The 23,476-nt window shown below is 37.4% G+C and carries 22 protein-coding genes; 15 read left to right on the top strand and 7 right to left on the bottom strand.

Annotated elements, in window-relative coordinates:
• Window positions 1-22: 22 nt before the first annotated feature.
• Both V6670_RS19720 and V6670_RS19715 read right to left on the bottom strand, forming a co-directional pair.
• On the bottom strand, window positions 23-1,717 hold the full coding sequence (locus V6670_RS19720) for a methyl-accepting chemotaxis protein (protein ID WP_141905451.1): 1,695 nt from the start codon (window positions 1,715-1,717) through the stop codon (window positions 23-25).
• Window positions 1,718-1,982: 265 nt separating this feature from the next.
• Window positions 1,983-2,978 carry a M23 family metallopeptidase gene (locus V6670_RS19715; protein WP_036123406.1) on the bottom strand — a complete coding sequence of 332 codons (996 nt, stop codon included), beginning with the start codon at window positions 2,976-2,978 and terminating at the stop codon, window positions 1,983-1,985.
• 148 nt (window positions 2,979-3,126) lie between these two features.
• On the opposite strand from V6670_RS19715, the gene V6670_RS19710 reads away from it, so the two are divergent.
• The 3 genes from V6670_RS19710 (at window position 3,127) to V6670_RS19700 (ending at window position 7,857) form a co-directional block, all read left to right on the top strand.
• Window positions 3,127-5,076 (top strand): PrkA family serine protein kinase, encoded by a 1,950-nt coding sequence (locus tag V6670_RS19710; RefSeq protein WP_338651910.1) that lies wholly within the window; start codon window positions 3,127-3,129, stop codon window positions 5,074-5,076.
• 186 nt (window positions 5,077-5,262) lie between these two features.
• Window positions 5,263-6,420, top strand: coding sequence for a sporulation protein YhbH (gene yhbH / locus V6670_RS19705; RefSeq protein WP_036123405.1), 1,158 nt, complete (start codon window positions 5,263-5,265; stop codon window positions 6,418-6,420).
• Window positions 6,421-6,453: 33 nt separating this feature from the next.
• A complete protein-coding gene (locus V6670_RS19700; protein WP_036123402.1) occupies window positions 6,454-7,857 on the top strand; it encodes a SpoVR family protein in 1,404 nt (467 codons plus the stop codon).
• 55 nt (window positions 7,858-7,912) lie between these two features.
• On the opposite strand, the gene V6670_RS19695 is transcribed toward V6670_RS19700, so the two are convergent.
• Window positions 7,913-8,332 carry a hypothetical protein gene (locus tag V6670_RS19695; protein WP_101966921.1) on the bottom strand — a complete coding sequence of 140 codons (420 nt, stop codon included), beginning with the start codon at window positions 8,330-8,332 and terminating at the stop codon, window positions 7,913-7,915.
• Between the two features lie 195 nt (window positions 8,333-8,527).
• Here V6670_RS19695 and V6670_RS19690 point away from each other — a divergent pair, with 195 nt between their 5' ends.
• Window positions 8,528-9,403 carry a radical SAM/SPASM domain-containing protein gene (locus tag V6670_RS19690; RefSeq protein WP_058844185.1) on the top strand — a complete coding sequence of 292 codons (876 nt, stop codon included), beginning with the start codon at window positions 8,528-8,530 and terminating at the stop codon, window positions 9,401-9,403.
• Between the two features lie 30 nt (window positions 9,404-9,433).
• Here the strand turns inward: V6670_RS19690 and V6670_RS19685 are convergent, their stop codons facing one another.
• Window positions 9,434-9,823: a helix-turn-helix transcriptional regulator gene (locus tag V6670_RS19685; protein ID WP_004225641.1), complete on the bottom strand. Its 390-nt coding sequence runs from the start codon at window positions 9,821-9,823 to the stop codon at window positions 9,434-9,436.
• A gap of 213 nt (window positions 9,824-10,036) precedes the next feature.
• On the opposite strand from V6670_RS19685, the gene V6670_RS19680 reads away from it, so the two are divergent.
• Entirely contained in the window at window positions 10,037-10,666 is a 630-nt protein-coding gene (locus tag V6670_RS19680; RefSeq protein ID WP_338651909.1) for a hypothetical protein, read from the top strand.
• Window positions 10,667-10,740: 74 nt separating this feature from the next.
• Here V6670_RS19680 and V6670_RS19675 read toward each other — a convergent pair whose 3' ends face one another.
• A complete protein-coding gene (locus V6670_RS19675; RefSeq protein WP_141905448.1) occupies window positions 10,741-12,414 on the bottom strand; it encodes a ribonuclease J in 1,674 nt (557 codons plus the stop codon).
• 287 nt (window positions 12,415-12,701) lie between these two features.
• Window positions 12,702-13,196 carry a L,D-transpeptidase family protein gene (locus V6670_RS19670; protein ID WP_141905447.1) on the bottom strand — a complete coding sequence of 165 codons (495 nt, stop codon included), beginning with the start codon at window positions 13,194-13,196 and terminating at the stop codon, window positions 12,702-12,704.
• Between the two features lie 994 nt (window positions 13,197-14,190).
• Here V6670_RS19670 and V6670_RS19665 point away from each other — a divergent pair.
• From V6670_RS19665 to V6670_RS19640, 6 genes are all read left to right on the top strand, one after another.
• Window positions 14,191-14,331 (top strand): hypothetical protein, encoded by a 141-nt coding sequence (locus V6670_RS19665; RefSeq protein ID WP_338651908.1) that lies wholly within the window; start codon window positions 14,191-14,193, stop codon window positions 14,329-14,331.
• A 45-nt stretch (window positions 14,332-14,376) separates the two neighbouring features.
• Window positions 14,377-14,586 carry a hypothetical protein gene (locus V6670_RS19660; RefSeq protein WP_058843711.1) on the top strand — a complete coding sequence of 70 codons (210 nt, stop codon included), beginning with the start codon at window positions 14,377-14,379 and terminating at the stop codon, window positions 14,584-14,586.
• A 14-nt stretch (window positions 14,587-14,600) separates the two neighbouring features.
• Complete coding sequence (locus V6670_RS19655; RefSeq protein ID WP_036123382.1) at window positions 14,601-14,798, top strand: hypothetical protein; 198 nt, start codon at window positions 14,601-14,603, stop codon at window positions 14,796-14,798.
• Between the two features lie 76 nt (window positions 14,799-14,874).
• Entirely contained in the window at window positions 14,875-15,063 is a 189-nt protein-coding gene (locus V6670_RS19650) for a cysteine-rich CWC family protein (protein WP_141905446.1), read from the top strand.
• A 100-nt stretch (window positions 15,064-15,163) separates the two neighbouring features.
• Complete coding sequence (locus tag V6670_RS19645) at window positions 15,164-15,748, top strand: DUF305 domain-containing protein (protein WP_338651907.1); 585 nt, start codon at window positions 15,164-15,166, stop codon at window positions 15,746-15,748.
• 265 nt (window positions 15,749-16,013) lie between these two features.
• Window positions 16,014-17,765 (top strand): protoglobin domain-containing protein, encoded by a 1,752-nt coding sequence (locus tag V6670_RS19640; protein WP_338651906.1) that lies wholly within the window; start codon window positions 16,014-16,016, stop codon window positions 17,763-17,765.
• Window positions 17,766-17,807: 42 nt separating this feature from the next.
• Here the strand turns inward: V6670_RS19640 and V6670_RS19635 are convergent, their stop codons facing one another.
• Window positions 17,808-18,413, bottom strand: coding sequence for a metallophosphoesterase family protein (locus tag V6670_RS19635; RefSeq protein WP_036123370.1), 606 nt, complete (start codon window positions 18,411-18,413; stop codon window positions 17,808-17,810).
• A 238-nt stretch (window positions 18,414-18,651) separates the two neighbouring features.
• Between V6670_RS19635 and V6670_RS19630 the strand changes: the two genes are divergently transcribed.
• The 4 genes from V6670_RS19630 (at window position 18,652) to V6670_RS19615 (ending at window position 23,352) form a co-directional block, all read left to right on the top strand.
• Window positions 18,652-20,148 carry a long-chain fatty acid--CoA ligase gene (locus tag V6670_RS19630; protein ID WP_082673698.1) on the top strand — a complete coding sequence of 499 codons (1,497 nt, stop codon included), beginning with the start codon at window positions 18,652-18,654 and terminating at the stop codon, window positions 20,146-20,148.
• A gap of 254 nt (window positions 20,149-20,402) precedes the next feature.
• Complete coding sequence (locus V6670_RS19625) at window positions 20,403-21,362, top strand: C39 family peptidase (RefSeq protein ID WP_338651905.1); 960 nt, start codon at window positions 20,403-20,405, stop codon at window positions 21,360-21,362.
• Between the two features lie 59 nt (window positions 21,363-21,421).
• The gene (locus tag V6670_RS19620; protein ID WP_058843706.1) at window positions 21,422-22,654 is read left to right on the top strand and encodes a hypothetical protein; all 1,233 of its coding nucleotides are present in this window, start codon (window positions 21,422-21,424) and stop codon (window positions 22,652-22,654) included.
• The gene (locus V6670_RS19615; RefSeq protein ID WP_036123362.1) at window positions 22,651-23,352 is read left to right on the top strand and encodes an amino acid racemase; all 702 of its coding nucleotides are present in this window, start codon (window positions 22,651-22,653) and stop codon (window positions 23,350-23,352) included. The genes V6670_RS19620 and V6670_RS19615 overlap by 4 nt, the downstream gene beginning before the upstream one ends.
• Window positions 23,353-23,476 lie beyond the last annotated feature (124 nt).

Below are 23,476 nucleotides of genomic sequence, written 5' to 3'. Positions count from 1 at the left end.
ATAGCTTTTGTTGTGTAGTTCGTTAAATTTTAAATTGCTGTAGTTGGGTGTTTAGTTCTTCAGCCATTCCTGCGAGTTGATTTGCACTTCTAGCGATTTCATCCATTGTAGCGGCGGTTTCCTCTACAGTTGCTGTTGTTTGTTCAACACCGGCGGCGGATTCCTGTGAAATAGAAGCCATGTCATCTATAGAGACATTAATGGTTTCCGAATTTTGAGCAAGATGATGTAAATTAGTAGAAATGGTCGTAATATTCTCGATCATATCCTCTACTGCATTTGATATTTGATCAAATGTTTCGTTTGTTTGATCGAGCTGTGCGGTTCCTCTTTTAACTTCTTCATAGCCTGATTGTAGGGCAGAAGTGACATTGCCTGTCTCACCTTGAATACGATGGACGATTGTTGAAATATCCGTGACAGAGAATTGTACTTGTTCAGCGAGCTTGCGAACTTCATCTGCGACAACGGCAAAGCCTTTTCCGTGTTCACCTGCTCGTGCTGCTTCAATCGCTGCATTGAGTGCGAGTAAATTTGTTTGATTTGAAATCTCGTCTATAACTGACACAAGCTTGGAAATTTCGGCGGACTGTTCATTCAAACTTTCAACCTTTTTCACGGAATCTAGCATAATATCATTAATCGCAGCCATTTGTTTAGTTGATTGAACCATTAAGCCTTTACCAGAAACCGTTAAATTTTGGACATGGCTAGAATGTTCTTTTAATTCAACGCCTTCTTGTGTCGTGTCGTGAATACTGCGTTTAAAGGCTGTCATTGTTTCTGCTAAATCACCCGTTGTGGACGCTTGTGTTTCTGTACCTGAAGCAAGCTCTTGCATGGTTACTGTAATTTGCTCTGTACCTGCTTGTACTTCATTCGATGATTGAGCAAGCTCTTCACTACTTGCGGCCACTGTTTCTGAAACGGTGTAGATGGAATGAATCGTTTGTTTTAATTTATTGTTCATTTCATTAGCAGCAAGCATTAACGTGCCGATTTCATCTCGTGTTTTAACTGCTAATGGCTCCAGTTGCAAATTACCATCTGCTAATTCCTTCATACGATTCGCTACAACTTTAACCGGTCTGGAAATGGTACTAGCAGTGATAATAGCAATTAGAATACCAGCTATAGTTAAAATTAAACTGAAAGCAATCCCGATTGTTCGATTTTGAGAGCTTGTTGAAACAACATCATTACCAACGGACGTAATCGCATCGGCACGTTCATCCGCAAGTTCCTCATAACCATTGCGTACTTTTGTCACGAGGGCATGTGTATCCATTAAATTTTCTAAAGCTAATTCTTTATTGCCCTTTTCGTAGATATCAAACACCTCAGTGTTAACAAGATTACTCCAATCACGTGCTATTTCTACTAGCAGAGTACGTTCATCTGATGTTTCATATTCGTCTAGAATAGCATTGTTTTCCTCAGCCATTTGACGATATTCATTAAACGTTTCCTTATATTTTTCATCACCAGTCATTACATAGTTTAAAGCAGCTGACAGTCGCACACTCATAGATAATGCTAAATTTTTACTGGCATTTAAAACAACTAGATCTTCCTTTACTAAATCTTTTGCCTGTCTCTCCATATTTGTATTGGAATTGTAAGTATAGGTTGTAAAGCTCACTACTAAAACTAACAAAAAAATAAATGCACTTAAAATTCGAGCTTTAAGTGTTTTAAACTGTAAAATGCCTTTCATTTCCCCATCCCTTTACTATCTCATTGAGAATTTTATTCAATCATAATTATTATTTTATAACTATTTGTGTAGATTAATAAGGCTTTCGGTAAAAATAGTTAAAAATAGTTTTTTAGTACAACCGTATAATGGGTTCTGGGTTGCCTGTAGTTAAATATATATAGATGTCTAACAACTAATGAATATATTTACGTATAATTTTCCTATATAATAAGAAAAAAGCACCTGTAGCAAAATGCTTCAAGTGCCATGTATTATAAAAGATCTATTGTTTTTGTTTTTTTGCTTGCCGCTCCCATTGCAATAAGGAAGGGTATGGATCAAAAGCCCATTCGGTTCTTCCATTAAATTTGTAAATACCATAATGAAGATGAGGAGGGAATTTTCCTGATGTACCTTCTTTCCCATATCCAGAGCTTCCCACATAGCCAAGCACCGTGCCAGGCTCTACAACGGAGCCTACCTCAATGTCCTTATGATAGCTACCAAGGTGGGCATAATAGTGATAGGAGTTATGATTATCACGAATACCAATACGCCAGCCACCAAATTGATTCCAGCCTTTTACCTCAACAATTCCATAGGAGGTAGATAATACAGGGGTTCCATAACTTGCAAAAATATCGGTTCCTTCATGAATCCGACGTCCACCCCAGCCTCTATTGGCACCCCAAGTACCCCTGTAACTGTAATTCGAACGAATATTGAGTGGGAAGGTATGTGCATCCAGTTCAATTGTTTTAAAATGTCTGTACAGTGTGGAAATCGTAAAAATTTGATTGACTGCCTCTTCACTTCCATAATATTCCCATAATGCTAATTTAAAATCCTCATCAGTCGTGCCGAATTTTCCTAAATAACTAGCCATTGAAAAAATGACATCCTCATCATCCTTTGGACTAGCGATTCCATCATGATTCCCATCAAGGCCCATACCACCGAAATAGCTAATCGTCTCAGGTGAGGTATCTTCCTTTACAGGATTTAATGCGCCTGACCAATATTCATCAGAAAATTGGATAGCCAAATAGCCTTCTCGTTTAGGGATATCTTTACGAACAGATTGGAGATTTCTTTCATACTGATCGATAGCCGCTAAAAAATGCCAAGGAATGAGTAATTCATCAAATTGTACATAATAGGACATACGCTGTTGTAAAGCTTCTTCTTCTGTTAGCTCCTCTTTTGCAAAAGAGGCAGTAGGGTACAGCATCATTCCTAAAAATAAAAATGTGAAAAGAAAAATAAAATGGCGATGCAATGATGGACCTCCTTTCTAACGTTAGAATAACCGAAATTTTTATCTTCATTCAGTAAGCTTAAACAGCCAATAGAACCGCAATCTTTTTATCCATAAAAAAGAAATAATAAGAAGAAACGTCATCAAAGAAAAAGTAATGGGTATCATCATGCGATTAACTTCATACTATGTTATAAATCAAGCCCTGAATGGAGGGAAGGCTATTAACATTTTAGATAAAGTGAAAAACTATCGCGAAGAAGAAAATAGGCTGAAGTGGGAAGGGACATTTGCAGATTATTTAAACATCATTAGGGAAAGACCTGAAGTTGCTCAAACAGCCCATTCACGCGTCTACAATATGATAAAAAGTTCTGGTGTAGAGGAACGCGATGGGCAAAAAATGTACAAATTTTTCGGACAAGAAATTTTTGGGCTTGAAACAGCAATTGAAAGACTGGTGGAGGAATATTTCCATCCAGCAGCGCGCAGGTTAGATGTTAGAAAACGTATTTTATTATTAATGGGACCTGTTAGTGGTGGTAAATCAACAATCGTTACTTTACTGAAGCGTGGATTAGAACAATATTCGCGCACAGATGAGGGCGCGGTTTACGCAATTAAGGGATGTCCTATGCATGAAGATCCATTACATTTAATTCCACATCATTTACGTAATGAATTTTTTGAAGAGTATGGTATAAGAATTGAGGGAAGTTTATCGCCTTTAAATACGATGCGTCTTGAAAAGGAATACGATGGGCGTATTGAAAACGTGATAATTGAACGTATTACTTTTTCAGAAGATAAACGTGTGGGTATCGGAACATTTACACCATCAGATCCTAAATCACAGGATATTGCTGATTTAACAGGAAGTATTGATTTTTCTACCATTGGTGAGTTTGGTTCAGAATCAGATCCCCGAGCATATCGCTTCGACGGGGAACTCAATAAAGCCAATAGGGGTATGATGGAATTCCAGGAGATGCTGAAACTCGATGAAAAATTCTTGTGGAACTTATTATCTCTAACACAGGAAGGAAATTTCAAAGCGGGGAGATTCGCTTTAATTAGTGCAGATGAATTAATCGTTGCTCATACAAACGAAACGGAGTATCGTTCCTTTATTTCGAACAAGAAGAATGAGGCATTACATTCTCGAATTATCGTTATGCCGATACCGTATAACTTAAAAGTTAGTCAGGAAGAGCATATATATCAAAAGATGATAAAAGAGAGTGATATGTCCCACGTCCATATTGCACCGCATGCTTTAAAGGCCGCAGCAATTTTTTCGGTGCTCACTAGATTAGAAGTGCCGAAAAAACAAGGTGTGGATCTGATTAAGAAAATGCGCTTGTACGACGGAGAAAATGTGGAGGGATTTAATTCCGTTGACTTGGAGGAGCTGAAAAAAGAGTTTCCGAGCGAAGGGATGAACGGTATTGATCCACGCTATATCATTAACCGTATTTCTTCTGCTATTATTCGCAAAGAGGTGCCATCGATTAATGCATTAGATGTTTTACGGGCACTGAAGGATGGATTAGATCAGCATGCTTCTATTTCTCAAGAGGATCGCGAAAAATATATGAATTACATTGCGGTTGCACGTAAGGAATATGATGAAATTGCTAAAAATGAAGTACAAAAGGCTTTTGTGTACTCCTATGAAGAATCGGCAAAATCATTGATGAACAATTACCTTGATAATGTAGAGGCATTTTGTAATAAAAATAAGCTATACGATCGATTAACTGGTGAGGAAATGAATCCTGACGAAAAATTAATGCGCTCGATTGAGGAGCAAATTGGTATTTCAGAAAATGCTAAAAAGGCATTTCGTGAGGAAATTCTCATTCGTATTTCTGCTTATGCACGAAAAGGTAAACGATTTGACTACAACTCTCATGAAAGATTGCGAGAAGCGATTCAGAAGAAATTATTTGCAGATTTGAAAGATGTTGTGAAAATTACTACTTCTTCTAAAATGCCAGATGAATCTCAACTGAAGAAAATTAATGAGGTTGTTGCTAGACTGGTTGATGAACATGGCTATAATACAACATCGGCAAATGAGCTGCTGCAATATGTAGGAAGTCTACTCAATCGGTAATTAATTTTCACCTTGATTTGGATTGTTACAAGTCAGATAGGAGTGTCCCATTTTTAGGGCACTCCTTTTACTATCAGGACAAGGGATTAATATAGATGCACAATTCATTTTACGAAAAAAGTTCAAGAATTTGGCTCACAAGCATAGTATAGAAAAAGCGAATTTGATAGATGGGTGAGGATAAAAATGACTGAACACGAAAATAAACGCTTTGTCATCTCTCAGGAAAATTGGTCTCTCCATCGTAAAGGGCACCAGGACCAGCAACGCCATATGGAAAAAGTGAAGGATGCGATTAAGAATAATTTACCCGATTTAGTTAGTGAAGAGAGTATTGTGATGTCTAATGGTCGCGAGGTTATTAAAATACCGATTCGTTCACTTGATGAATATAAAATTCGATATAACTATGATAACTCTAAGCATGTAGGGCAAGGACAAGGGGATAGTAGTGTTGGAGATGTAGTAGCTCGAGATGGCAGTAAAGCAAATCAGGCTCAAGGTAAAGGAAAAGAGGCGGGTGACAAGCCTGGCCAAGATTATTATGAAGCGGAAGTCAGTATTGAGGAAATTCAGAACGTCTTATTTCATGAACTTGAGTTACCTAATTTACAACAAAAAGAAAAAGCAGATATTAAAACCGAAAAAATAGAGTTTAATGATATTCGAAAAAAAGGGCTAATGGGCAATGTTGATAAAAAACGTACGATTTTAAATGCAATAAAGCGCAATGCTATGAAAGGGAAAGCTGAAATTACGCCTATCCATAATGATGATTTACGTTTCAAGACGTGGGATGAGATTGAAAAGCCCGAATCCAAAGCAGTAGTACTTGCCATGATGGATACGAGTGGCTCGATGGGAGCTTTTGAAAAATATTGCGCACGGAGCTTCTTCTTTTGGATGACGAAGTTTTTACGCTCCAAGTATGAAACAGTGGAAATAGAATTTATTGCCCATCATACAGAGGCGAAGGTGGTCACGGAGGAGGAATTTTTCACAAAGGGAGAAAGTGGAGGAACTATTTGTTCGTCAGCTTATAAAAAGGCACTGGAATTGATTGAGGGTAAATATCATCCTTCTCGCTATAATATTTATCCTGTACATTTCTCAGATGGTGAAAATATTTCAATGGATAATGAAAAGTGCTTGAAACTGGTGGGAGAGTTAATGGATGTCTCCAGTATGTTTGGCTATGGTGAGGTGAACCAACATAACCGTTTTTCAACACTTATGTATACTTATAAGAAAATTGATGATCCCAAATTTAGATATCATGTTTTGAGAAAAAAGGGCGATGTATACGATGCCTTAAAGAGCTTTTTCAAAAAAAATGAAGAGTGAGCTCAGCACCACGTTCAAAGGAGGCGGCGTAAAATGGACACGAAAGAGCTTCACCGAGCAATAGATGAAATTACCGAAATTGCCTCAAGCTTTGGCTTAGATTTCTATCCAATGCGTTATGAAATTTGTCCAGCAGATATTATTTATACATTTGGCGCCTACGGTATGCCTACGCGTTTTTCCCATTGGAGCTTTGGAAAACAATTTCATAAAATGAAGCTTCAATATGACTTAGGGCTTAGTCAGATTTATGAGCTTGTGATCAATTCTAATCCATGCTATGCATTTTTATTGGATACCAATACGTTAACTCAAAATAAATTGATTATCGCTCACGTATTAGCACACTGTGATTTCTTTAAAAATAATGTGCGTTTTTCCAATACTAGAAAAGATATGGTAGAGAGCATGACGGCAACGGCCGAACGAATAGCTGGCTATGAAAGAGAATATGGCAAGGATGAGGTTGAGCAGTTTTTAGATGCAGTGTTAGCTATTCAAGAGCATATTGATCCCTCCATTATACGCCCTAAACTATCTTGGAGTGAGGATGAGGAGCTTGAAGATGAAAAAACACCAGCAAAATCACCATACGATGATTTGTGGAGCATCGAAGAAAAAGAAAAAGTGTATAAACCTATTAGACGAAGATTAAAGCAATTTCCACCAAAGCCAGAAAAGGATATCCTGTTATTCCTAGAGGAGTATAGCCGTGAGTTGGAAGACTGGCAACGAGATATATTAACAATGATGCGGGAGGAAATGCTTTATTTTTGGCCACAATTGGAAACGAAAATAATGAATGAGGGATGGGCTTCCTTCTGGCATCAAAGAATCATGCGAGAATTAAAATTAACAACCGCTGAGACAATCGAATTCGCCAAGTTAAATGCAGGGGTTGTCCAGCCGTCCAAAACATCAATTAATCCATATTACCTTGGGATAAAAATTTTTGAGGATATTGAAAATCGCTATAATAACCCTACAGAGGAAATGAAGCGGTTAGGCGTGCAGCCAAACACCGGACGTGAAAAAATCTTTGAGGTAAGAGAGATAGAATCAGATATTTCCTTTATTCGAAACTACCTAACCAAAGATTTGGCAAAGCGAGAAGATTTATATTTGTTCCAAAAGAAAGGGAATGAATATCGTATCACTGATAAGGATCATGAGATGGTACGAGATCAGCTTGTATCGATGCGTGTAAACGGCGGCTTCCCATATATTGTGGTGAAAAATGGCGATTATTTACGTAATGGTGAGCTCTACTTAGTACATGGTTACGAAGGGATGGAGTTAGATCCGCAGTATTTAGAAAATGTATTACCTTATATTTATCAACTATGGGGTCGCCCGGTACATTTAGAAACATACGTGGATAATAAGCCAATGCTCTATTCATATGATGGTACAAAAAATTATAAACGTAATGTCTAATAAAAAACTTCTATCTGTTGACAGCTTGCTCAAACAGATAGAAGTTTTTTAGATCCTACTGCTCACTATCTTCAGTTAACACATCGATGTCCTCTTCATTACTTTCACTATGATTTGAAGATGAATGGATATCGCTATCAATCACTAAGCTATCTCGTACTTTTATTCCTTGCTGGCCACCTGCCTCGTCATTATGATTACCAGCTATACCACTTCTGCCATTTCCGTCAGCAAATTGAGAATGAACATTGCGTGTATGACTACCGTTACTAGCATTTTGTCCACCTTGGTTGGCATTTGTACCTACATCATGATTGATTTGACCTCCACCTTCTGCTCGCTGTTCAAAGTGAAAGTCTGTATTTCCTATATTGAATGTAAAATTAATCGTTATATGATTTTTCCCTTGCTTATTAGAGGATTCCCGCTCAGGTTCGTCAGGTCCAAAAAAATTTTTAGAACTAAAACCAGACATTATTTCTCCTCCTTTCGTTTAATATACTATTAACATATTAGCGCTTCGTAAACCCACTTGTACGTGTAGCCATGTTATCTAGAGAAAAGGTAGGAGTGTCCAGAGGTAAGCTCAACGATTTTTGCTATCTATCCAATAAATTTGTTAAAATGAATGAGATTTGATTATTTAGTGAATGGGAACGGAGAAGCAACGTTGAGAACATTTAAAAAGGTTTATATAGAAATAACGAGTGTTTGTAATTTAGCATGTAGTTTTTGTCCACCTACAGCTCGTGCAAAAGGACTTATAAAAGTCGAACAATTTAATAAAATATTAGACGAAATTCGCCCTCATACCAAATATATTTATTTGCATGTCAAAGGAGAGCCACTTTTACACCCAAGGATCGACCAGCTATTAGATGCCGCCCATGCAAAGGGATTTAAAGTCAATATCACAACAAATGGGACACTTATCAAAAAGAATCGGGAAAAAATATTAGGAAAACCGGCATTACGTCAAATTAATTTCTCATTGCATAGTTTTGATGGGCATGAAGGTTCTGAAAACCGTGAAAAATATTTGGGGGATATTTTGGATTTTGTGCGGGACGCTAGAGAATATAAAACCATCATTTCCTATCGTTTATGGAATTTACAACAGGATCATGTTTCGGATGTTGCAGCACGTCGAAATCGTGAGACATTAGAAATATTAGAAAACGAGTATAACCTTGACTATCACATTGAAGAAAGAGTAGAGCCTGGTAAAGGGGTAAAAATTGCTCCTCATGTTTATTTGAATCAGGATCATGAATTTAAATGGCCGAGCTTGCTTGAGCAAGAGGACGAGGGTAAAGGTTTTTGTCATGCATTGCGTAGTCAAGCAGCTATTCTTGTGGATGGAACAGTTGTACCTTGCTGCTTAGATGGAGAAGGTGTCATTAATTTAGGAAATGTCCATGAGAAATCCTTCTCAGAAATTGTGGAGGGAGAACGTGCCAATAAGATTGTAGATGGCTTCTCACGAAGAGAGGCTGTTGAGGAACTATGCAGAAAATGTGGCTATCGTCAAAAGTTTGGTATGTAGCTATTATTGAAAAGAAGCAGCTCCGATGTGTCATTGACCATTGGAGCTGTTTTTCTTCGATTGGGAATCAATCGTATCTAAAAAATCCTTCGTAATACGAACTACGTATTTTACCTCGTCTAAGTTACGTTCTCTTAATAATGATCGATGAATGTCTAGCATGAGGTTCTTTTCCTCAATATCAGTAACGCCAGATAATTTTTGAAAATTAAAAAGCTCCTCAGGGGTAATATCCAATGCCTTCATAATTGTTTCCAATGTACTAAGGGTAATATTAGATTGTCCGTGTTCGATATTGGAAACGCGTCCTTTACTGAAACCTAACTTCCCTGTTCTTTCAGCGACTTCTTCTTGGCTTAGCCCTTTGGATAATCTAATAATACGGAGTTGTTCACCTACTAGCTTTAAAAAATCTGACATATGATTCACCTCTATGTTAAAAGCTAGTGAAAAATAGTGGAAATGACTATACTATTATAGTGGTATAATAGAGAAAATGTACCGTTAAAATGGTACAATGTTTAATGAGAAATCTTTTATTAGACAAATAGCCTAAATAAGTTACTAGGTAAAAGGCGTTAGTGAAGGTTGCTTTAAGGGTATAAAATGGGACAGGGGATTGGAGGATCAAACATGGTGAAGCATTTTTTTATAGAAGAAGTAGCAAAAATCCAAATGGGTAATAGCATGATGAATGATACAAGTTTTGCGAGAGAAGGCACTCCTTTCATAACCGAAAAAACGCTAATGAAATTAATAATAGAAGATGATTTTAGTCAAGTACCGAGAGTTGATCATACAATGGATTCGCTGACTATGTCACAAGTGCCTGCTAAAAGTATCCTTCTTAACAAAATCAATTTGAAAGAATCCTCAATCTATCAGTGTAAAAAGGCTGTATGTATTGGTCAGGATATTATTGCCATCATCCCTAATGAATCGATAATTGTCAGTGATTATTTATTTCACTTTTTAAAATGGTATCAAGTAAATAATAACGTGTGTAATGTCTATCATATAATAATTGAATTACCACCGATTGATATTCAGCTTCACATAGCACAGCTATTAAACGCTATCCAACATTTATTAGTTAATAAAGATTCTTTAGTAACGGCGATAGAGGGACTCCCACAGTATTTTAATGATATTTCAAAGCAAGTAAAACGGCATTCAAATGACATACATTATGGCTTTGAACAGCTCCAACGGCAATATATTGATATGTTACATATATTTTTTAATGGTGATTTTTTTGAATGATCCTTTTAGTGTTAAGTGATTGAACAAAACAGAAATCGGTGCAAGATGGATCGTTCAATCCTTGCACCGATCAGTTATATTTCAATAATAATTGGTAAAACCATAGGCTTTCGTTTAGTTTGGTTAAATAAATATTGTCCTACTGCTCTTTTGATTTCACGTCGTAGAACATGGATTTGCTGTCTGTTTTCTTCTTGTAGTTCTACAACGATTTCTTTGGTAAGCACATTGACCTTATTCAACAGCTCCTCGAAATCCTTCGCATAAACAAAACCACGGGATATGGTATCAGGTTCTGAAATAAAAGCACCATCTACTTTATTGAGTGTTAAGACGATGACAAGCATTCCGTCTTCTGAAAGCTGCTTGCGATCACGAAGGACAATGCCTTCAACTTCACCTATGCCGATTCCATCAACATACGTATCACCTGCTGGAATTTTACGAGTTTGTCGTGCGTTCGAGTTTTCAATATCAACGACATCGCCGTTTTTCATAATAAAGGTATTCCCTTTTTGGACACCAACCGCTTCTGCTAATAAGCGATGCTGGTGTAGCATGCGGAATTCACCATGAATAGGAATGAAAAATTGTGGCTTCATAAACGTCAGCATGAGCTTCAAATCTTCTTGATGACCATGTCCTGAAACATGCATACCCGTATGGCTGGAAGATCCATAAATAACTTTTGCACCAAGCTGAAACAAATTATCCACAATACGCGAAACACCCTTCTCATTGCCTGGAATGGGGGAGGCCGCTAAAATAACTGTATCATCTGGTAGAATTTTCACTTCACGATGGTTGCCATTTGCTAAACGGGCAAGCGCAGCTAGAGGCTCGCCTTGGCTGCCTGTGCAAAGTACCACGACCTCCTCTGGTGGAAGGTATTTCACTTCTCGTGCATCAATTAACATATCTTCTGGAACAAATAAATAGCCCCGTTCTATCGCTACATCAACAACATTGACCATGCTGCGTCCCAATAAAGCTAACTTCCTATTGGTAGCAATAGCTGCATGTACGATTTGTTGGATACGATTAACGTTTGAAGCAAAGGTGGAAATGATTACTTTCCGTTCAGCATGTAAAAAAGCATCCTCAATATGGTGACCAACAAGCTGTTCAGAAGGTGTCAAACCTGGCCTCTCTGCATTCGTACTTTCCGAGATAAGAACGAGCACTCCTTTTGAACCGATTTCAGCCATTTTATGAATATCGGCAAATTGATTATTAACGGGTGTTAAATCAAATTTAAAATCGCCAGTATGGACTACGTTCCCTTCAGGAGTGCCCATTACGATTCCTAAACAATCAGGTATACTATGATTAGTTCTAAAGAAACTAATATCCATTTGTCCTAAATGTAGAGCGGAGTCAGCGTGAATTTCAATTAAATCGGTTTCTCTTAACAGCTTATGTTCTTTGAGCTTTAATTCGATAAGCCCTAGAGTAAAACGAGTAGCATACACAGGCACATTCAATTTTTTTAATAAATAGGGGATACCACCGATGTGATCTTCATGGCCATGCGTAACAATTAGAGCCTTCACTTTTTCTTTATTTTCCAGTAAATAAGTAATATCAGGAATAATTAAATCAATACCAAGTAAGGTTTCATCTGGAAATTTTGCTCCGCAATCAATAATGATGATGTCATCTGCATATTGTACTACATACATATTTTTTCCAATTTCATTAATGCCACCTAAGGCAAATATGGATAATAACTGTTTACTTGTGGACAACGTATTCCCTCCTATAGCTCTCCTTTAACTATAGGTAGTATAGCTTTTAGCATTTCATCCTATACGAAAACAACAATGCTACTAATTGTATTTCACAAAAAGAGGTAAATCATTGTCTAATTTTGTGGCATATATATAGGGATTGGCTAGAAATCATGCTCAATTTATTCATGATGCGCTTTATCCCTCAAAAAAGGGTGATATTCAATTTGCCTAGACAAGCGAACAGAATTAAACATCACAAGAGGCTATCTATTTTGGTTGACAACTATAGAAAGCCTCTTTCGTTAGGGATGGATCACTACTTCTGTACCAATAGGGACGATACTGGCAAGCTCTTCAACATCTTGATTTTGCATTCGAATACAACCATGCGAAACAGCATGCCCAATAGAGCTAGGATCATTTGTGCCATGAATTCCATAATGTTCTTTAGAGAGACTCATCCACATCGTTCCAAAAGGACCACCAGGGTTTGGAGCTTTATTGATGATAATAAAACTGCCTACTGGTGTTTCATGAAGCATGCGTCCGACTGCGATAGGGTATTGCTTTTGAAGGATATTATTTCTATATAAACGTAGCCAGCGATTATTGGTAGATATTTCGATACGGTAAGGAATTGTATCGGGATTTGGCAAGCCCGGGATGACAATTTGTTGACCAATAAAAAGATGATCAGGCTGGATTCCTGGGTTAGCAGCAATAATGGATGCCAACGGAGTACGATAATCCTGAGCAATTTGAGTCAGTGTTTCTCCAGCTTTAACTGTATGAATCAATTATTATTCCCTCCTCTGCAAAGGTTTATGATTTTACTATATGCTTCAAATGATTTATGTAATTTTAAGGACGCAAGATATTTCAGCTTTTTGATAAAATAAGCGATAACATTGCAGGATCAAGGAGCATATAAAATGAAGGAATTTAAAATTACGTATTTTTTTGATGGATTGCACTATGTTCGAAGATTCATTTATCTTGATTCAGCAAAAAACGCTCACCTCTATAGGTGGTGAGATGAATGCATAAATTGTTCTCTTTGATTTAGTGGGTGTCCAAACACCGACTGAATCAAAATAAAAGCCCTAGCAGATGTCACAGATTTTGAAGAGGAACTTTTCGAGTAAACGTGAAAAAATCTGGACGCAATTATGCTGAGGCGTAATTGACATGTTGTTGAAAAAAGATGATGTCAACGGCAGAAAAAGCAAATTTGCAAGGTGAGAGGTTGATTTCCGTTCCGCCAGCGCCCTTTCCAGGGGGCGTCCGATGAGCCGCTTCACTCACTTGCGCTCGCTCCAGGGTCTCATCTGTGACGCTAAATCCTCTAGGAGTGACGCTGGCTCCACTCCAATCAACCATTCTGCAAAGTGTCTTTACTTTTTTTCATAGTAGTATAGCGATCAAATAGCCCATTATCTGTATTCTTAGAAGGGATAAACTCTTATTTTCAATATGGAGAAGTGATGCGTGACAACACCTCTTCATAAAAAGTAGTGAACACCTTCACTTTATTTGAAAATTTCGCTAAAAAGATAACACTTTTGTGGGTTGGAGTGGAAGGCTACTTGACTCCCATGGGATAGCGAGACAGGCGAGCCTCTAAACGGAGCGGTAGCGGAGGAAGCGGCTCGGCGCTCGCCCACAGGAAAGCAAGTAGCCTGCAACGGAAATCCATTTCTTCCTTTCAATTGACTGTTTTGTTTTTCAACACTAAGGCAATTACGCTGAGGCGTAATTGATATTGAATCACAACAAGAGGCAGAGAAATTAGTGAAAAGTGAACGTGATCAATATATCTCCTTTACGGATAGTAGGGGCATTTACCATGAATTGCACACAAAGTATGTACGAGTGATTCAAATAGCTAAATATTATCGAATTGATAAAGGTGCAAAAGGGAGTGACACATAATCTGTCCAGCTCTACACACATTATAGAGAAAGGAGTGTGACAGAAATGGACATGAGTAAAGTACCACATGAAAAGAAAATGTTTATGAATTTAAATAGCAAGGACAAACCTGACATGGTTGAATCAGATACAATTAGTCTTTTCGATTTGCATGAAGATATGCAAACTGTCGACGCCATTCCAGTAGAGGAGCTCAATAAACGAGTAAAAAGAGAAGGCGATGAATTAATTGAAATGCAGCCAGATGAATTGTAGGAGGTAAAAACGCTATGAATCATGAAAAAGAAGCCCATTTTACATCTGCGGGCACGAATATTAATGAAGTAAAGCAAAAAAATGCAGATGCAGGATTATCCTATAATGAGGTAAAGGCATTGTTAGCTAAAAGTGGAGGGCAGGGGACGGCCATTTATAGTGACACAGATATAGAAGAAGTAAAGCAAGATATACACAAGCACCAACAATAAGCGTAGTAGGAGGAGTAAGTATTGAATGCTCTTCCTTTTTTTATTTTACAATGGTAGGTAAAGGAGGTGCAGGAACATGTCAACTGAAGAAGAGAGATGTCCATTATGTGGGGGAGAAAATCATTGTGGAGTAGAAAAAGGTGAAAAAGAGTGCTGGTGTATGACGGTACGCTTTCCAGAAAAGCTATTAGATGTAGTGCAAACGGAGCAAAGGACATGTATTTGTCCAACATGCTTAGATACATATAAGAAAGAACAAGGATAATGATTACGATGAATGAGGCTGTAAATATGGAGTCATTGGTACAATTGTCTATCGCACAACAACCTAGCGGGCATACATTACTCTGAAAGGAGTGTGTCTTATGGCTAAACCAATTGAACTCAGTAATGTAACAAAGGCATATTTAGAGGAATATCAGCGAATCCTCAAAAAAATGATGCAGGGCATGACCTATGTAACGATTACTTGTAGTATTTCTGAAAATTTTATTAAGCAAATTATCCCTCATCAAGTTGCAGCAATTCAAATGTCCGAAAACGTTTTACGCTATACAACGAATATCCCTGTACAAAATCTCGCATTAGAAATTATTCGAACTCACACAGAAATGGTTGAGAGTCTTGAAGCGATACAAAATCGATGTTGTGTCGTGCAAAATTCAGAGTATGAATTATACGAGTATATGTGTGCTTACAAAGAAATTACAGAAGCTATGTTCAATGCAATGTGTGCACCACCAGTATCTAATAGCATTAATATCAATTATCTACGAGAAATGATTGTCCATCATCAGGGTGGTATACGTCTGGCACAAAATGTGCTGAGATTCTGTATTTGCCAAGAATTAATCCCTATTTTACGTTGTATGATTCAAACGCTTTGTGAGCAACTAGAAGTTATGGAAAAGTTACTAGATAGCTTACAAAAGTGTGATTGCGAATGCTAACACTTTATGTAAAACGCTAAAGTCAGACATGATTTTAGCGTTTTTTCTGTGTAAAAATAGTGTTTAACAGGGAAAATGAGAAATTGTCAATAAAGTGGACAAAAGAATAAGAAGATGTAAAGAATTTTTTGAAAATCTATTTTTGTATTAGTGTTGTTGGTAAAATATATATGTTTTATTAGTTGAAGGTAATGAAGAAAGATCTATAATTCGTTTTAAAATATTGGTAATTTTTATTTACTTTATTACAAAAGGAGTGGTAACAATGTTCAAAAGGAAGAAAATAAATCAAAATTATGATTATTTCTCAGCTGCGAAAAATTCAGATATTGAGGCTAATGAACGCTTTAAAGAAAAGCTAGATTTTCTTGCTTTATCTAGAATTAGAAGAGAATCTGTTGGATTTTTACGCAAAATCTATGAAAATAATCGCCAACAAATACTCGACAATTTTTATGATCGTTTATTGGAAATTCCAGAATTTAACCAAGTTATCAATACGCATTCATCAGTAGAGCGTTTAAAAGGGCTTTTTGATTCACATTTTATAAGCCTATTTGATGATGAATTAGATTTAGATTATGTATTTAAACGACGTAAAATCGCTTATGTACATGCACGAATCGGTGTACTGCCGAACTGGATGATTTCTGCCTATACACTCATTAACCAATTAATCATACCGCTGATTGTCAAAGAGCTATCACGGGATCAAGAAAAAATGCTGGATGTCCTATTGTCTTATGATAGTCTAGTAACGATCGACCAACAGATCATTTTAGAAACCTATATTGAAATTCAGGCTGGCTCTGTTGTAAATGGTTTAGGTGAAATTATTACTTATAATACCCAGCTAGATACGATTAAGGAATTGATTGAATTTCAAGATATTCAGCAACAGGAGATTGTTGCAGCAGATCAATTGATGCACGAGCTAGATGAGAGTATTGAAGAAATCGCCGCATCTGTTGGTGATATTTCAGCCCAAACAAAGCATGCCTTTAAAAAATTAAATCAGGATTTAGAATCGTTACAACAAGTATCATCCATTTTACAAACAACCGATGAAGGTCATAAATCCATGCAGGAGGATATAAAGCGTTTAGTGGAACGTGTCAATAGTGTAGCGAAGCTGATGGAATTAATTAAGAGAATTGCAGATCAAACAAATTTATTGGCTTTAAATGCTTCTATTGAGGCGGCTCGTGCTGGAGAAGCGGGTAAAGGCTTTGCAGTTGTTGCGGAGGAAGTTCGAAAGCTTGCTGATGATACAAGTACATCTGTCAAATCTATACATACAGATATACAGGAGCTACTACATATTACTCATAATATTAGTTCACTAACAACTCAATTTTCACAGGATTTACATCAAGGCGTCACGGATACCTTACATATTTCACAGACGCTTGCAGAGATAAATAAAAGTCTACAGCAGCAAGGAGCTCGCTTTGAGGAAATTGCCACAACGACAAAGGTACAAGCACAATCTGCTACAACTATTTCTGAACGTAACCATACTATCACGGAGAGTATGCAAAAAAGTAAGGTCATCGTTTTTGATATGGGCTCTGCTATCTACAAGTTAAGTAAAATGATTGACGGGTACCGATCAACAACAATTTCTAAAAATTTTATTATTAGTCAGGAGGATATTATTGAATTAGCTATTACAGACCATTTATTATGGCGCTGGAAAATCTATAATCTACTGCTTGGCTTTGAAACAATGACAGAGCAGGATGTTGGCTCACCACAGGAGTCGCGCCTTGGTGAATGGTATTATGGTACAGGAAAAAAGCTACTAGGCGAAGAGCGTGTCTATGTAGAGTTAGAACAACCATTTATTCATGTTCATGATATAGCTAAAAAGGCGGTGCGAGAATATAATATAGGCAATAAAAGGGAGGCTGAAAAATATCTGAAGGAAATTACAGAAGAATCATATATTGTAATTGAAAAACTAAAGGCCTTAAAGGAAATTTTATTGAACGGGAAAAAACAATATATTCACTAGAAATTCGAGAGCAAGCTAATGTCGGGATTAGCTCGCTCTTTTTTATATTTCTGTTGATGAATCAATAGATGGGACACACATAAATGTTACGGTGCGCTGTGTGCTATCATAAAGACACCATTCACGGTGGTCGACAACAGAACCAACATTGACACCATACTGTTTATTTTGTAAGGCAATTGGTTGGCCATAGCGAATACGAATGGGTAGTTTCTTTTGCTGATGATAAAGGCCTGATTCATGACTATGACCAAAGAAAAACAGTGGCTTATGAAAAGGAAGGAATGTTGGCTGCCAGCTTACACTCCATTTAAATTGATGTCCGTGTATTAGTGTCGCACCATCTATCTCTATCGTCTCAGGTAAAGCCTGAAAACGTTCGATGCCAGTGACCTGCGTAATGCGTTCCTCTTGATTACCTCTTATAGAGGGGAAGGTTAGTAATTCTTCAAATTCGCTTTCTACTATGGCTGCCTTTTGTAAAGGTAAGCCAGATAAGGTTTGCGCTTTTTTCTTACTGACGGTGCATTCATATAAATCACCTAAACCAATGATTTTTGCTTCCTCTGCTGTTTGTTGAATATGAGCTAGAACAGCTTTAGTATCTTCTATATTAGAATGTAAATCTCCTAAAAGTGCATAAAGCATGTCAATCCGGCCTTTCCTAAAAATAATCGTACAAATATCATACACCCAATAGAAATTGATAGAAAAGTAAAACGTCTAAGAATATTTCGTTACTTCTACTTCATATTTTGAATGTGTGGAAAAATTGCCATGAAACGCATTGCTTGTTAAAATATAATCATAATTTTCTGAATTTTTAGTAGTTTCATAGTTTCAGACGCTATCCAGCATTAAAAAATGAATTTTTGGAGGGTTTATAATGACGATGTACATGACAGATATTCTTGAAAACTATGCTGTGCAACAACCGAATGCAATTGCAACCTTGTATGATGGAAAAAAGTTGAGCTATCGCGATTTTTATCAACGTGTAGAAAGATTTGCAGCATACTTACAAGAACAGGATTTTGAAAAAGATGATGTGATTGCATTATATACGCTCAATTCAGATTTGTTTTTAATCGCTTATTTAGGTGTCCAACTAGCAGGTTTTATTGTGATGCCTATTAACACTAAATTAGCAGCACCTGAGGTTGATTTTATTTTTAATCATTCACAAGCAAAGGGTCTCATTTATGATGAAAGGCTAGCAGAAGCATTGGAGGATGTTGCCTATACATTCCAACATACGATTGGATTTAAAGAAATGAGAAACATTTTTGAAAATGAGGGATGTGAAAGAAAGCTTGTACAATTAGAGGCCCATGATACAGCAGTGGTCATGTATACTTCTGGGACAACAGGTAAACCAAAGGGCGTCATGCTAACACATCAAAATATCGTGGCTACTGCCGATATTTGGTCTTCTTCAATGAAAATGTCTAGCAAGGACAAGATGTTTATTTGTACACCTTTATTCCATTGTGCTGGCCTGCACGTCTTTGCTATGCCAATGTTCTATCAAGGAGGAACAGTTGTTATCGAAGAAGCATTTTCACCAACAAAAACGTTAGCGCAAATTGCTGCAACTGAAGCGACTATTTTCTTTGGTGTTCCATCCATGTATACCATCATTTTAAATACGCCTGGATTTAAGGAACATAGCTTTCATCATTTACGTTTATTATGTTACGGGGCTGCTCCAATGCCTTATGAGCTCGTAAAGCAAGTGAAAGAGGCATTTTCAAATGTAAAGGTTCAAAATCTCTATGGTCAAACCGAAAATTCACCTGCAGCTACCTCTTTATTAGATAGGGATGCATTAACGAAAATTGGCTCTGTTGGGAAGCCATTAGCTCAGACGGAGGTATGCGTGGTTGATAGTGAAGGAAAGTCAGTACCAGCTGGCGAGGTTGGCGAAATTTGTGTTAAAGGGCCACAAGTAATGAAAGGTTATTTGCGCAATCCAGAGGAAACAGCTAGAACGATAAGAGATGGCTGGCTCTATTCAGGAGATTTAGGACGCTTTGATGAGGAAGGTTATTTATATATTGTAGATCGGAAAAAAGATATGATCATCCGTGGAGGGGAAAATATTTACCCGATTGAAGTGGAAGAAGTGCTATATCAAATGCCAGAAATTTTAGAGGCAGCAGTGATAGGATTACCACATGAAGTATATGGAGAGGTGCCAAAAGCATTTATTGTATTAAAGGAAGGGCAGTCACTCGATGAAAAGGCAATATTATCTTACTGCCAAACAAGACTTGCCAAATATAAAGTACCGTATGAAATTGCATTTTTAGTAGAACTGCCGCGCAATGCTTCAGGTAAGGTGTTAAAGCATACATTACGACCTAAAGTGACGACGATTTAAGTACTATCCACGATGCCTAGGCATAATTGTTAGCCAGTTTTTTCAAGCTTACTCGCAAGTTTCCGTGTACCTGCCGCTTCGCTTTCCATACAAAAAATTATGTGCTGAAATAAGATAAAATAGGAACGATTATGAAAGTATCGTATAATAGAGTCTACGACAAATTGAATAAATAGAATGGAGAAGGGATTACTCTTCCAATTAGAATAGGAGCGGAATTTGTCTTGTGGACGGGGTATAAACGCCTTTTACTTATGGGCATTTTGATTATTATGTTACTTTCGAGCTGTCAGCCATTTTCACAGCAAGAAGCAGAACAAAAAAATCCATTAACTGTTTTAACGGTAGAATTTAATAGCGGGGCACCTATCCCCAATCTCTATGTCACAGTAACAGATGTACAAACGGGTGATGTAGTAGAGGAAGCGATTGGTTCAGAAGAGGGAGAAGCCATATTCGCGAAGCTCAAGGCAGGGCGAGAATATACCATTGCAGCAACAACACTGGAAAATAGTACAACAAACGATGGATATACAACAATCGAGAATTTTACGTATGATACAACGAAGCCATACTATCGATTGCAAACACACTTCTCTAGAGACGAGCAAGAATTAGATGTACCTGTTGTTATGCAAAAGCCAGAGCTTCCACATGGCTGTGAAATAACATCACTCACAGCTGTCTTAAATTATTTTGGAATGAATGTTTCAAAGCTTGAAATGGCTGATAACTATTTACCAAAGCAAAATATACGTACTGTAGACAACCAACGTTTTGGGCCAAATCCACATGAGGCTTTTGCAGGGAATCCGCGTGATAAAGCTCATGGTATGTATGTTTTTGCTGAACCCATTGTTAAGGCGGCAGAGGCAGTCATTGCAGATAGACAAGCTGATTTACGCGTGTCAAATATGAGTAAGGCCTCACAGGACGAGATTTTACAGCTTGTTCGCGAGGGAGTTCCTGTTGTAACATGGGTGACGCTGGATTTATCGTCACCTAAACGAAATGCAAATAGAGGCTGGATTTTTGAAGGTGAGACAACATCACATGAAGCCTATATGAACTTACATGCAGTTGTCTTGACAGGGCATTTAGGGGATAAAGTAGTAGTAATGGATCCATTAAAAGGTTATGTTACATACAATGTCGATCAATTTTTCAAAAGTTATCGGGAATTAGATCAGCAAGCCGTAGCTATTCATAAATAAATTAGCCACAAATCTTTAGTATGTTACACTAATAAAAAAGCAGAAGTGAGTTGAGTAGAATGGCCATTGAGCACGCTTTTTTACCGGTTTTACTTGGGGATGAGATGAATGCTTATGGCATGGCCAGAGCATTTTACGAAGCCTATGGTGTGAAGCCACTTGCATTAAACCATACGAATATGGAAAAAATTCACCAAAGTGATTTACTGACTTTTCGTGAGGTACCGAGACTTCATATAGACGAACGATTTGTTACGGCACTTCAGGCTATTGCGCAGGAATTCGTTGATAAAAAATTACTGCTACTAGCCTGTGATGAATTTTATGTCAAAAAAATAATAGAACATAAAGCGGAATTAGCAGAGGATTTCATTATTCCTTATGTAGATGCCACACTTGCTCAGCAGTTATTAACTCGTGAAAAGATGTATGAGCTTTGTGCACAATATGGTTTTCAATTTCCTGCCATGCATGTCTGCACGGTGAATGATTACGAGGACTACGACATGCCATTTGAGTATCCAATTGTCATAAAGCCCATGAATATGACAAAATATGCTACATGTATTTTTCCTGGTAAGAAAAAAGTATATATTGCGTATGATAAGGATGAAAAGGACAGTATATTCCATGCTATTTATAAGGAATCGGCCTATCGAGATGATCTTATGATTCAACAATATATTCCAGGGGAAGATGCGAATATGCTTGTTGTTAATGCCTATATAGGGCAGGATGGCAAGGCAAAACTTCTTGCGGTGGGCAATCCCATTTTAGAAGAGCATTCTCCAGAAGGGATTGGTCGTTATGTAGCCATCATGACAACCTATCATCAGGAATTAATGGACAATGTAAAGACGTTCCTTGAAGCCATACAATTCCAAGGCTATGCTACATTTGATATGAAATATGATGATCGTGATGGTCAATATAAATTGTTGAGTATTGAATTACATAATGAACTTTCCAATTATTATGTGACAGCCAGTGGCTATAACTTCATGCAGTATGTGGCGGATGATTATGTTCGAGGTAGTAAACAGTCGCTAACATACGTGCAAAACAAGCATCTTTGGACCATTGTACCAAATGGTGTACTTTTCAAATACGTACAAAATGAACAGTTAGTCATTGAAGCGAAAAGTTTGATTCGCCAAGGGATGGCTACAGATTCTATTTTTAGTTATAAGGATATGAATGCGAAACGTTGGTTGAACGTTACGCTTGATAATTTAAGCTTTTATCGCAAATATAAGAAATATTTTAATAACAAAGGTCTGTCAAATATATGAAAAAACAAACTTTAGGTATTATCGGTGGCGTAGGGCCACTTGCAACAATGTTTATTGGAGAAATGATTGTAAGACGTACGAAGGCACAAAAGGATCAGGAGCATTTGCATACGATCATTGATAATGATACAAATATTCCTGACCGTACGGCTTTTATTTTAGATAATAAGAAGGATAATCCAGTTCCAGTCATAATTGAGGATGCTAAAAAATTAGCTTCTGTAGGGGCAAATATGATTGCAATTCCATGCAATACAGCCCATACGTTCTATCATGAAATTGATGAGGGCTCTCCCATTCCTGTATTGAATATGATTCGTGAAACGGCGAAGCGTGCTGCTGATTTAGGAGCAGAGCGTGTTGGAATTTTAGCAACAACAGGAACATTAACATCACGTATGTACCAGGAAGCCTTAGAGGAATATGGCATTACACCAGTTGTTCCAGATAATGAGATGAGAGCCTATGTGATGACCATCATTTATGATTATGTCAAGGCTGGCAAGGATGTTACGTTGGAGGATTGGCAACCAATAGAAGAGGCGATGCTAGCATTAAATTGTGACCGCATTGTCTTAGGCTGTACAGAGCTATCTATTGTTAATAGGGATTTGAAATTAAATGAAATTTATATTGATTCATTAATCGTTTTAGCTGAATGTGCCATTTTGGCTTGTGGCTATGAGCTAGTCGATTAGTCGTTAAATGAATTGAAAAGGATCTGCTTGCTTTTCACGGGTAAGCTACAAGTCTTTAAAGAGTTGTGGTCAAGCTTACTTTTTTCCGTGTTGGGTTAGGCAGATTTTTTATGGAAGGAATCGA

It is taken from the genome of Lysinibacillus sp. Y5S-8 (assembly GCF_036894365.1).
Taxonomy (GTDB): domain Bacteria; phylum Bacillota; class Bacilli; order Bacillales_A; family Planococcaceae; genus Lysinibacillus; species Lysinibacillus fusiformis_D.
This window is presented reverse-complemented; position numbering and strand designations above follow the sequence as displayed.